Consider the following 11,561-nt stretch of genomic DNA (forward strand, 5'->3'; position numbering starts at 1 on the left):
GGCCTCGTGGCGCAACTGAATAGCGCACTTGATTACGGCTCAAGAGGTTACTGGTTTGAATCCAGTCGAGGTCACTACACAGCCAAAAGGCGCCAATTGAAGACAATTGGCGCCTTTTTTTCATCGCTCCTAATAATGTAAGTTTGAATCGTTTTGCTTATATTTTCTTTTTTTTTAATGAAACAACAAACTGCAAATATTTTTTACACGAAAAATATATCTTCAAAATTGACCTTTTTGCTGTTGTTCTAAAGAAGCTAATGCATTGATTAATATCTCACGAAAAAATCAATAAATTAATATAACATTTACTACATTAGTACTATAACTTCAAAACCCCTTATAGATATGTGCCCTATAAAACGAAAATTATTGGTTATGGCAATTTTACTGAGTTCATTTTATGGAATGGCTCAAAAAACAATTCTCATCAACGATGTTCAAATTTTTAATGGTAAGGATGAAAAAACAACTAAGGGAAATCTTTTGATTGTCAATAATCTGATCAGCAAAATTTCCACGGCCCCAATCCCAACTGATAAAAGTGCAAATACAACCATCATCGATGGTAAAGGAAAATTTTTGATGCCGGGACTTATTGATGCCCATACCCATATCATGATGGAATCGATGAGCGTCACAGAACTGATGAATAGCGATATACAATACATTACTGCCATTGCTATGAAGTCCGCGGAAAAAGACCTGATGCAGGGCTTTACCACTTTCAGGGACCTTGCCGGTCCAGCTGTCGGACTGCAAAAAGCAATAGACAGGGGTTTGATTATAGGTCCGCGTATTTATCCCTCCGGCGCGATGATTTCCCAAACCGGAGGCCACGGCGACTTCCTTAGTCCAAACGCTGTTCCAAAAGATATGGCAGCAAACCTTGACTTTACCGAACGTTATAATTTTGGCATAATCGCTGATGGAGCAGATCAGGTATTGAAAAGGGTACGGGAGCAGTTGCGCCTTGGTGCTACACAAATAAAACTGGCCGCCGGCGGTGGTGTTTCTTCAACGTATGACCCTTTGGATGTCTCTCAGTTTACAGAAGCAGAAATGAAGGCCGCTGTTGACGCAGCTGAAAACTGGGGTACTTATGTTACCGTACACGCTTACACGCCAAGAGCCATACAAACTGCATTGCGCGCCGGGGTGCGCTGTATAGATCATGCCCAGCTTATTGATGATGAAACAGCAAAAATGCTGGCCGATAAAAAAGCATGGCTAAGTCTGCAGCCTTTTATCGACGAAGGTAAGAGCCTTTATGCTGATGGTTCACCTAACCGCATAAAACAACAAACTATGATGAGCGGTACCGAGAAAGCCTATAATTTTGCAAAAAAATATAACATTAAAACTGCATTTGGAACCGATTGCCTTTTCGAGCCTGAACATTCGGTAAAAAGAGCAGGTGATCTTGTAAAGTTATTGCGCTTCTATACCCCTTATGAAATATTAAAAATGGCTACCTCTACAAATGCAGAATTGCTGACCATGAGCGGCCCACGTAATCCCTATCCCAAAAAGCTGGGTGTTATAGAAGAAGGTGCTTATGCCGATATTTTATTGGTAGACGGTAATCCGCTTATTAATTTGAATATACTGGAAGACTATGACAAAACTTTATTACTGATTATAAAAGACGGAGTTATTTATAAAAATTTACTCAGCAAATAGTTTTTGGAATGGATTACTAAAAGACTAAAGATTCGTATTGAAATATACTAAAAAAAAATCCATCAATCCTCAACAGGACATCTAAACCAAATTCATAAGGCCAATGAAAAACAGACACTAAATGTAGTAAGCCAATCTCTTCAAATCCTCCATAAATTTGTAGAAATTTGTCCTGTTCCTGTCACAAAATTAAAATCCCATTTCTAACGAAATGTTTTTTTTTTTAACATATGGTTTTAATTCAAAAAACAGCTCTTTAGGCCTTTAAAAAATTGATATTCGTTATGGAACAGAAAATACATCAGGAAGAAACGTAAAATGCTTCAGAAAAATGCTTAACATAAAGCAGGAAGCATTAGCTTATTATTTGGGAGTAAGGCTTGAAAAATTAATCAATAAATAATTATTTATTGATTAAATGCAAAAAGAGACTTTCGAGTCTCTTTTTACATTTAAGACCATTATTTACGGGTGCGAAATAAGGTGACATTCGAACGGCTTTTTATAAAAACTCTTCGGACAGCGTTTTTTTTAGTTTGATTGCGTTCACGAGCTAGAAGCTCGAGCCAACTAGGGACGGTTTAAATTAGTTTTTACTCAAGCAATATATCTATAATTTGCTCCCACAATGCCTGTAACTGTTCCTCTTTTATAGTATCGGTAAGCGTTCCCGCGTTTGTACACAGGACGACGCTGGTATTTTTAGAAGGAAAATAAAAAGCATAGGCACCGGCTCCGGCTCCACTACCCTCGTGCCCGATTGCCTGCAGACCACTATTGGATTTATAAAAATGCAGCCCTAAGCCATATATGGGTGTACCCTGATAATTAACGGCAACCTTCATTTCTTCCAGCGATATGGGTGATAGTACCGTTTTGTCATGGAGCAGCTTATAGTAAAACCCAGCTATATCCTGAACAGAAGCAACAATACCGTCATCACCAATGAAGGTAAGTACTGTACCAAACTGCAATTCGCTCACATCGGTAAAAGTGCCGTCTATTTCTAGATAGTTAGCCGTTGTACCTTGTGGAGCATCAGTGCTTGCCGAGCCCGCTATATAATAAGTGTTAGAAAGTCCAATGACGTTAATTATTTTGTCGGTAATATACCTTCGATGTCCGTTTGGAGTGACACTATCAATAATAATTGCCAGCAAATGATAATTTATATTACAATAACCAAATGACGCGCCGGGTGCAAATTTTGCGGGTTGATCATATACATAGCTCAATACCTGTTCGCTTGTCATAGGCAGTGGCCCTGCAACAAGATCATCTAAAAACTCTTCGCTATCTAAATAATCAGGAAGGCCTGATGTCATATTAAGCAGTTGCCTTACCGTAATGATATTTCCGTTTGGCAGCTTATTACAAATATCAGGAAGATAGGTATTTACTTTGGCATCGAGATTGATTTTGCCCTCCTCTTTCAGTTTGAGTACAGCAACTGCGGTAAAGGTTTTTGAAATACTCTGCATATAGTGAAGAGCAGAAGTAGCCATCGGCTTTTCATTAATTACCGCGTTTCCTGCAATTAGGGCATAATTCTCGGAAGCTGTTTTTACACTAAGGCTTAGGCCAGGGAAGTTGGACAAAGCTGCTTCAAGTTTTTGCTGTGCCAGCGCTTTTTTATCAGGTGAAGGTTTGGAATCGTCATTGCTACATGAGGTGATAAAAGTAACAACAGCTAGTAATAAAAACTTTTTCATAAAATGTGATCTTAATTATTTGAATGCAAACTTCAAATAAGAAAAACTAGAAAAGGTTTCAAAAGCTTAAAACTGTATTAATTGGTACTTATTTGCTAGTGTTCTTATATCCGATCGCCCGGATTTGTAATCCGTGCCCACAAAGTACATCATAACAGATTAAAAAAATAAAATCCAGTTTTTATTAATATATAGGAACGGGCACGGAAAGAATTTCCGCGCTATCGTTGCGCATATCCGAGCGATCGGGTAGCTGTTACCATCTGTTTTTTTACTCCGTTTCGTCATCTTCAATTTCGGCTATTAAGTAACTATTTCTTTTAAACCAATATATTAAAGCACCAATTGGAATATTAAATGAAATTAACCAAGCTGAATATAAAGTTGGTTTGGTAAAGCTACTCCCAAAAAGACTAAAATTTAGAAAAGAAAAATTAGTTTGTCCATTATTCCAATCAATTACAAATTTAGGAAAGCATATAAATAATATAACTAAACTCCAAATTACTTTTTGCTTTGTAGTAATTCTACTTTTTAGCATAAAAACCAAAGTTATAATTATGAAAAGAGGAATTAATATTGCAAAAATTAAGAATATATAATGTACGAACGTTTTGTTTTCAAATGTAAATTTTGTCAACTCTGACAGTTTTCCAGGTAAGATTTCACCATTAAACATTACAACAGAAAATTTATTGTTTTTCTCAATAATACTAGTTCTGAATAAAATGTTTTTATTCTCAAATTCATATTCGTAACCCAAATTATATTGGGTGAATTTTTCTGAATTTGTTGAGAACATTGTTTTCCAATTATATTCAACAACTTTAACCGTTTTTAAATCTCCTCCATTAATATTTTTATTTGCGTTTGTTATGAATTCTTTAGTTTTTTCATTTAGAACAGTTGGTTCAATGTTAGAAAAAGAACTTTCTAATTGACCTTTTATAACTTTGTTTATAAAGCTTCTAGAAAAATCATCAGCAGGCTTTAAGCTTTCTGGAATTGTAAATTCAGTTGGGGAATTGCAACTAAAAAAAAGGGTAATAAAGAATAATAGGTAAAAAGTTTTTTTCATTATTTTATATTTAGTTTTTCGGTTTTTCTTCTCAAAATAGCAGGTAACGTCAGCCTGTGAAAAAACTTCCATTTGGTTAGAAACAAATATAGTAAAACAGCAGTACTATAACAGGATTTTTCGTGTTTTTAAGAATACCAAATTTCCCTAACAAATCAACAAAAACCGATACTCCGATCGCGCAAATTTGTAATCCGTGCCCTCATAGTATATATTAACAAATTTAAAAAAAGAAAATCCAGTTTTTATTAATATAGGAACGGGTACGGAAAGAATTTCCATACTATCGTTGTGCATATCCAAGCGATTGAGACACAAAATTTTTTATTAGTATCTACACTTAAATATAAAAAGTTGGCCAGATACCTCATTTCAACAACATCCTTTCCGTAATTGTTTTATTTGATGAAGTCTCAATTCCGGTAACTTCGGCATACTTTACATTTGGTAACCAAAAAGAACCACCTTCAATGCGTACAAATATTTTTTCTACTTGTATTTTTTTCTGATTTACACTTACAAAAACATGATATTTTTGATCTGAATCTATCTTTTTTAAGATGAAGGGTAACTTTTTATACGATACAAATTGAAGTTCAAACTCCTCATTATTCACCGTTTTGCTTTCTATTCCGTATGCAAATTTGCGTTGCATATAATTAAAATCTTTTATTTCTCCGTTCTCAGCATATCGAATCCAATAGGCTTTTATAGGATTGCTTTTGTTTATTTTTCCATTTTCGTCATAGTTTATGGTATAAATTGCAGTGTTTACATTTGGGTCCCGCTGAATATAAAACAGCATATTATCTATATTTTTAGGCGTTGGAAAATTTAGTGGCGATGGATTTTTGGATTGAGCCAATAGATTTCCAGAAATTATATTAACTAAGATCGTTATAACGATTAGTGATTTTGTGAAATATATAAATGATAATTTGTTCATAACGAAGTTTTTACACAACCTACTGGTTGCAATTATTTTAACACATAGAAACATAGATTCACAATGCTTAAAAAAGGCGTTTCACTTGTTTAAACAATCATAGTTGACTATGTGTGAGAGACTAGTTTCTTTTTATATTCTTTTTTAGGTATCTAATCCCGAAGCTTCGGGACTATGTTTCTATGTGTTGAATAGAAAACACTTAATTGATTATTTACACGCTAATCTGATTTAATTACATTCTGTTTTTTGTTTACTTTAAAAACCCAATATTTAATCAGTGGATAATTAAATCCATAAGAAACAAAACTATCCGTGATTAATCTTCCGATTCTATAATCGATTTGAAATCCTTTTTGCAAAACAAGTGTACCAAATGATTTTAAGGAAATGCTTCCCAATACAACTAACGCAAATTTAAAAAGCTGACTATTGATGTGGCTGCTATAACCCGATTGATTTTTAAATACCCAAAATCTATTGATGCTGAAATTAATAATGGCACCAATGGTTCCGGAGATTAAAATAGAAAAAGTAAAATGCAATTTAAATACTTCTGTTAGTAAAATCATTAAACCATAATCGGTAATGCCTCCTAAAAATGCCGCAACTTGTGCTCGTAAAAAAGTAAAAATGGATTTTTTACTGAACATATCAGTCTTGGTTTTTATCTCTTAAATCGCCCAATTTTAAAAGTTTTAAGCTATCAATAGTATTGATTACAAACAACACAATACTGATTAAGCTAGCCAAATACGTAATTGATCCCTGAAATAAAACTTCTATAATTAAAATTAAAGCAATAATAAATCTAAGTTCTGTTGGGCCAACAAAGCCAGAATCTATACTGTATTCATTTGTAATTTTGTAGCGTAACTGGCTGATGATCATAGACCAGCCATACAATGCGACAAAAGCAAAGGCTACTATTTGTGTGCCATTTTTAGCATAAATGTAGTAGCCAAAGCCTATGAGTACAATACCGATCCAATCGGCAATAATATCGAGTGCAAAACCATACCAACGACGCGGAATATTTCTATAATAAGCCAATCTTCCATCTAAAGAATCGCCTAACCAATTTATAACCAAACCAATAATACCGAAAAGCAAATACCATTTTGTTAAATAAGCTCCTAAAACAAAAGCCAAGAAAACTAATCCTGAACCAAGTGTACCCATTAAAGTGAATACGTTTGGCGAAATGAATTTAGGAACCTTTGGAAGCAAAAATACAATCGTTGACTGTTCTGTTCTTTTTAAAATATTAGTTCGCTTACGGTCTGAAAATGTTCTTTGTGCGATTGCACTATAATCTTCAATCTGTATTTCTTTTCCCATTAATAGCGTAATATTTGTAAGCCAGATAGTATAGCCAATTCTAGTTTTACAATTTTTAGCTTTACTTTTCTTTGACTATTTTTAAAAAAATCTGTGGTACTCTTTAGCTTACCTGATCTAACCAGATAACTAAATACGATAATAAACAGCATAATTATTTAACAATACCTGCAAAACGTTGATAAAAAACCGTTGGGCTATTCTCATTTTTAGGAGCGTATTTTCCGGCTATAATCGGAATATAGATAACCCTTCTTCTACTCTCTTCGCCACGAATAGATGATTCTGCCACTCTGTGCCACAAACGACCATCATGAATGGTTAAATCTCCAGCTTCCGGATTGATGGAAACTTCCTGTGGATCGGGTTTATTATCTAAAAAGTATTTTTTACGAAAAAGCATTTGATAAATACTTTGCTTGTGAGTACCCGGAATGATTTTAAGACCGCCATTTTCAGGTTTTAAAGTGCTTAAGTGAATACCCACATTTAACATCGGATTTAATTTTGCACCATAAAAAATATCTCTCAATCCATCTGTATGCCAACCCATTTTAGTAAACTTACTTTCTGGCCCGTTGATATAATGATTAAAAACCATTCCGTCTTTTTCTTCAGTTCCTAATCTTGCGCCATCGCCTGCCAATGGTAGTAAACCATTAAATCTTGGATCAAGTAAAAGACCGCTTAAGGTTTGATGATGTTGATTGATAAAAGCAAAACGTTGTACAATAGGGGAACCATCTAAATCTTTTCCATATTTAATAGGAACACCGTTTACTTTTTGAAGATCGTTTTCAATCCAATTTTGTTGCACTTGTTTCGAGGCATCAATGATGGATGAAACAGTTTCCGGATTTATAAATTTTTTGAAATGGATGAAGCCATGTTCGTTAAAAAACGCAATTTGCTCATTAGTTAATTGCTCAGTAAGGGTAAAGGTTTTATAAGAAGATACCATGATAATATAGATTTAATAAATGAAATAATATAGTTTGTAATTTTATCTAAAACAGAATAACAACAACAGCAACAAAACATTAGCATGTTTACGTGCATTCGGTTTTCAGATAAATTAAACATAATTTTTCTTTTATTTGACATACTCTATAGAATTAGTAGAATTTAATACAAACTTAATATAATTTTTCTTTTTTCAAAGAATATTTTTTTATTTATTTTTTGTAAAAATTAAATTTTATAAATTCCAGCAGCCATTTTTTCGATAAATCTCTTTGGTAGTATACGGTTGGCATAAACCGAAATAATATTTGTAAAACCTGGAATAACTTCTGATTTTTTGTTGAACATGGCTTTTACTGCAATTTTTGCCACTTCATCTGCCTGCATATTAAACTTTTCGGCCATTTTGCTAAAAGCGTCTAAACCAGCTCTTGCAGCAAAACCAGTATCAACTGGACCTGGACTAAAACAAGTTACTGAAATTGAAGTTTGGGCAAGTTCGAAACGCAAGGCACGCGTAAACGATAAAATAAAAGCCTTTGTAGCCGAATAAACAGCTAACGTAGGTACAGCTTGGTATGCAGCAGTACTCGATATATTTAAAATGTAGGCTTGTTTTTCTTGTGAAAGTATAGGTATTAATAAATGTGAAAGCTCTACAACTACATTCATGTTAAGTTGCATCATGCCAAGCTGATCGATTAAAGAAGACTGACTAAAATCGCCCCACACACCATAACCAGCATTATTAACTAAAAAGCCTACTGGATAGTTATTCATTTTAATCCAATTGGTTACTTTTAGCGATGCACCATTTGTTGAAAGATCAATCGATAAAACAGGAGCATCAATACCGTATTTAATTTGAAGATCATCAGATAGTGCTTTTAATTCCTCGTCACTTCTTGCAACAAGCAATAGTGGATAACCCTGTTTCGCTAATTCATAAGCAATAGATTTTCCAATTCCTTTGCTAGCACCAGTTATTAAGGCATACGGTTTAGTTTTTTCGCTCATTTTATTAATTTAATGATCAAATATAAAGATTAATTGTAAACCGTTGGGCTTGCAACGTGCATAATGGTTATCCTCTGCTCTATCCTCTGGAACTGATTTATTGCACTCCGAATGCTTTAAGCAGGTAAGTTGTACCCCTAAACTAATTATCTAATACTAATTACTTATTTTATACTACCCTCTTTTGTCTTTTTAAAGGAGGGTTATAATGAATTTTAAACTACCAAGTAATTTTCAGCACAAATAGAAATTTACAGAATATTATTGATTTAATTTCTGAATTTGAAAGCAGATTAAAAAACTACAATACAAGCCTTTTTTTATTTTACTGGTCACGGATTTGAAGTAGAGCGAGAAAATTATTTAGTATTTACAGAATACCACTTGGATCATGCGAATAGTTATCATTGTAAACAAACTTGTATTCAATTGACTAATCTTTAAAGTATCTACAAATAAAATCAATTATTGATGCTTGCAGAAAAAGTTTTAAAAGAAGTGGTGTAATTGCAAATTGTAAAAAAGTTAATGGTAGAAAACTATTAACTTTTTTTGCATACATGTTTTTCAATTAATTTCTTAAACAACATCATCACTAAAGCTAGAGTACAGAATGCAAACATCACCCATGGCGTGCTCTGAACACCATAGTTATTAATAAAAAGTCCGCCAATTGCCGTACCAAAAGAAATACCCAGATTCCCAAAAGAGATGGCAAGACTATTAGCAAATTCGGGTGCTTCTGGTGCAGTCTCTATCATATAAGCCTGTGCAGTCAGAAAGCAGGGAGTTTGTAAGAATCCCCATATCGCAATCAGAAGCACTGTAGAAAAAGACATTGTTCCGGAGTAATAAATCGGAATGCAGATCATCAACAATCCGATTAGAAAAGCCGCTGTAGTTTTTGTAATATCTTTGGTTAATAGTTTTCCTGCAAGAAAGTTTCCAAGAACACCAGTAGATCCGAAAAGCAACAACATTAAACCAATTGTCTTGGGATTCATATGATTAACCTTGCTAAGGTAATCTGCAAAATAACTATAGGTTGAAAAGAGTCCTCCAATCATAAGGAATGAAAAGAAAGCGCTGACCAAAAATGTGGGTTTAGTTAATATTTTTAACTGGCTCCCATAGGATTTTTTCTCTTTTATGGGCATTGAAGGCAAAAGTATAATAATCGCTACAAGCACGACTAAACTAATGGATGCCTGAACCATAAATGATAATTGCCAATTGTCAAATAGCCCTGCAATATAGGTTGCAAAGGGAACCGTTGTAATTGTTGCGATACCTATACCTGCCATAACAATGGCCATCATTTGGTGTGCCACTTTTTTGTCTGCAGAACTAGTGGCTGCCGCAACAGCATTCGATACTAACACTGGATGCAAAAAGGCTGGTAAGATCCTCACGACCAATAATAACCAAAAAGGTGGAGCAAAGGAAGATACAATACCGGTAAGTAAAAAGATCAGCATCGTCACAGCCATTAATGTTTTCCGATTAATTCCAGAAGTAAACATGGTCATGAATGGACCTGCAATAGCCACTGTTATGGCATAAGCACTTAGCAACAAGCCGGCTGTACTAATATTGATATGATAGTATGAGGCTATTTGGGGTAGAATGCCAATTACTCCAAATTCAGTCGTAATCATCCCAATAAGACTCAAGGAGCCTATGTAAGCTATTTTTTTCTTAAACATAAAGTTGTAGTATTTCATGGAATGATTATTCCATTTTTGTAAATCACGATTTTACGGCATCCCATGCCGCCTGAATATATTTGTCTATGGTGGTTTCCTGTAGATGTATATATTTACTATGATGTAATTTGACAAGTGACACCAAAGATCCACTCGTAAACCCAATCCATTCTTTGATATCTCCTTCTTTTATTAATTGCTGTTTTTGCCCATCCAGATAGACTTGATCTAATTCCCTCACATATAATCCACCCTTATGTTTTGCAGCGGGATCTATAGTTGGCGAATAATAAAATTGCTCCAAAAACAAAAAATCCATGGGCTCCTGAATAAAATAATCAACCATTTTCCTCCATAAATGGATAAAACGTTGTTTAACAGAAAGTGTGATATCATATCCATCAATGATGATTTCAGATTCTTTTACTTTAAGATGAAAGTAAAGTTCGTTTATCAATACCTCTTTAGTAGAAAAATAATTATAAATCGTTCCCATTCCTGTATCTGCTTCTTTAGCAATTTCAGACATTGGAGTATTGTCTATTCCTTTCGATACGATGAGTTTTAAGGTGGCGGCTAGTATTTTTTCTTTTTTTGTCATAACAATATAATGATGTGACAAAGATATACAATTGGAATGAATATTCCAATTACATATCTTTATATGTATATGCAGCTGAGTCTACGATTTGTCATTTTACTCATGGAGAATAATATTGTTGCTAATAGTAAGATTATAAAACCGGAGAGTTCAAAAGAAAACTTAGCATATAAATCAATTTAGATTACAGTATCTCGTAAAGTCTTTTAGCATAAATAATACTTCCGGTTTTAGTCACAGAGGAAGGAAAGATAAAAAAGCAAAGGTTCGTAAAGCTATTGATTAAACTTTGCGAAACAACCTTTTCACAAAATCCCAAAAAGTTAAGCCCAAAAAAAAATCCCCATCAATTACTTGATGAGGATTCTAAAGAAAGGCGACGACATACTCTCCCACATAACTGCAGTACCATCTGCGCAGGCGGGCTTAACTACTCTGTTCGGGATGGGAAGAGGTGAGCCCCGCCGCAATAACCACCTTAAGGTCGTTGTTACTTGAGGTAACTTTTTTAATT

At 34.1% G+C, this 11,561-nt stretch carries 10 protein-coding genes, 1 tRNA gene, 1 rRNA gene and 1 pseudogene; 3 read left to right on the forward strand and 10 right to left on the reverse strand.

From position 1 onward, the window contains the following. The 3 genes and pseudogenes from OA93_RS23710 to OA93_RS25475 form a co-directional block, all read left to right on the forward strand. Positions 1 to 74, forward strand: a tRNA-Arg gene (locus tag OA93_RS23710). A 304-nt stretch (positions 75 to 378) separates the two neighbouring features. After that, positions 379 to 1,683 carry an amidohydrolase family protein gene (locus tag OA93_RS23720; RefSeq protein WP_240474795.1) on the forward strand — a complete coding sequence of 435 codons (1,305 nt, stop codon included), beginning with the start codon at positions 379 to 381 and terminating at the stop codon, positions 1,681 to 1,683. A 284-nt stretch (positions 1,684 to 1,967) separates the two neighbouring features. Continuing rightward, a pseudogene (locus tag OA93_RS25475) lies at positions 1,968 to 2,056 on the forward strand (XRE family transcriptional regulator); the annotation flags it as partial. A 220-nt stretch (positions 2,057 to 2,276) separates the two neighbouring features. Here OA93_RS25475 and OA93_RS23725 read toward each other — a convergent pair. The 10 genes from OA93_RS23725 to rrf all read right to left on the reverse strand — a co-directional run bounded on the left by OA93_RS23725 (position 2,277) and on the right by rrf (position 11,528). Continuing rightward, the gene (locus OA93_RS23725) at positions 2,277 to 3,395 is read right to left on the reverse strand and encodes a serine hydrolase (RefSeq protein WP_039116759.1); all 1,119 of its coding nucleotides are present in this window, start codon (positions 3,393 to 3,395) and stop codon (positions 2,277 to 2,279) included. A gap of 271 nt (positions 3,396 to 3,666) precedes the next feature. Further along, complete coding sequence (locus OA93_RS23730; protein WP_131474529.1) at positions 3,667 to 4,473, reverse strand: hypothetical protein; 807 nt, start codon at positions 4,471 to 4,473, stop codon at positions 3,667 to 3,669. A 367-nt stretch (positions 4,474 to 4,840) separates the two neighbouring features. Continuing rightward, positions 4,841 to 5,419 (reverse strand): DUF4833 domain-containing protein, encoded by a 579-nt coding sequence (locus OA93_RS23735; protein ID WP_039116761.1) that lies wholly within the window; start codon positions 5,417 to 5,419, stop codon positions 4,841 to 4,843. 221 nt (positions 5,420 to 5,640) lie between these two features. Next, on the reverse strand, positions 5,641 to 6,072 hold the full coding sequence (locus tag OA93_RS23740) for a GtrA family protein (RefSeq protein ID WP_039116762.1): 432 nt from the start codon (positions 6,070 to 6,072) through the stop codon (positions 5,641 to 5,643). Position 6,073: 1 nt separating this feature from the next. Next, positions 6,074 to 6,760, reverse strand: coding sequence for a CDP-alcohol phosphatidyltransferase family protein (locus tag OA93_RS23745; RefSeq protein WP_052259599.1), 687 nt, complete (start codon positions 6,758 to 6,760; stop codon positions 6,074 to 6,076). Positions 6,761 to 6,914: 154 nt separating this feature from the next. Further along, positions 6,915 to 7,721: a phytanoyl-CoA dioxygenase family protein gene (locus OA93_RS23750; RefSeq protein ID WP_039116763.1), complete on the reverse strand. Its 807-nt coding sequence runs from the start codon at positions 7,719 to 7,721 to the stop codon at positions 6,915 to 6,917. A gap of 230 nt (positions 7,722 to 7,951) precedes the next feature. Beyond that, a complete protein-coding gene (locus tag OA93_RS23755; protein ID WP_039116764.1) occupies positions 7,952 to 8,740 on the reverse strand; it encodes an SDR family oxidoreductase in 789 nt (262 codons plus the stop codon). A 542-nt stretch (positions 8,741 to 9,282) separates the two neighbouring features. Continuing rightward, positions 9,283 to 10,464: an MFS transporter gene (locus tag OA93_RS23760; protein ID WP_240474796.1), complete on the reverse strand. Its 1,182-nt coding sequence runs from the start codon at positions 10,462 to 10,464 to the stop codon at positions 9,283 to 9,285. A 25-nt stretch (positions 10,465 to 10,489) separates the two neighbouring features. Further along, positions 10,490 to 11,068, reverse strand: a complete 579-nt coding sequence (locus tag OA93_RS23765; RefSeq protein ID WP_131474530.1) for a TetR/AcrR family transcriptional regulator — start codon at positions 11,066 to 11,068, stop codon at positions 10,490 to 10,492. 350 nt (positions 11,069 to 11,418) lie between these two features. After that, positions 11,419 to 11,528 (reverse strand): 5S ribosomal RNA (gene rrf / locus OA93_RS23770). Positions 11,529 to 11,561 lie beyond the last annotated feature (33 nt).

The sequence above is a fragment of the Flavobacterium sp. KMS genome (assembly GCF_000813005.1).
Lineage (GTDB): Bacteria > Bacteroidota > Bacteroidia > Flavobacteriales > Flavobacteriaceae > Flavobacterium.

Coding starts and splice junctions, on each gene's coding strand:
- OA93_RS23720 (WP_240474795.1), top strand. CDS start 379: ATGGCAATTTTACTGAGTTCATTTTATGGAATGGCTCAAAAAACAATT.
- OA93_RS23725 (WP_039116759.1), bottom strand. CDS start 3,395: ATGAAAAAGTTTTTATTACTAGCTGTTGTTACTTTTATCACCTCATGT.
- OA93_RS23730 (WP_131474529.1), bottom strand. CDS start 4,473: ATGAAAAAAACTTTTTACCTATTATTCTTTATTACCCTTTTTTTTAGT.
- OA93_RS23735 (WP_039116761.1), bottom strand. CDS start 5,419: ATGAACAAATTATCATTTATATATTTCACAAAATCACTAATCGTTATA.
- OA93_RS23740 (WP_039116762.1), bottom strand. CDS start 6,072: ATGTTCAGTAAAAAATCCATTTTTACTTTTTTACGAGCACAAGTTGCG.
- OA93_RS23745 (WP_052259599.1), bottom strand. CDS start 6,760: ATGGGAAAAGAAATACAGATTGAAGATTATAGTGCAATCGCACAAAGA.
- OA93_RS23750 (WP_039116763.1), bottom strand. CDS start 7,721: ATGGTATCTTCTTATAAAACCTTTACCCTTACTGAGCAATTAACTAAT.
- OA93_RS23755 (WP_039116764.1), bottom strand. CDS start 8,740: ATGAGCGAAAAAACTAAACCGTATGCCTTAATAACTGGTGCTAGCAAA.
- OA93_RS23760 (WP_240474796.1), bottom strand. CDS start 10,464: ATGAAATACTACAACTTTATGTTTAAGAAAAAAATAGCTTACATAGGC.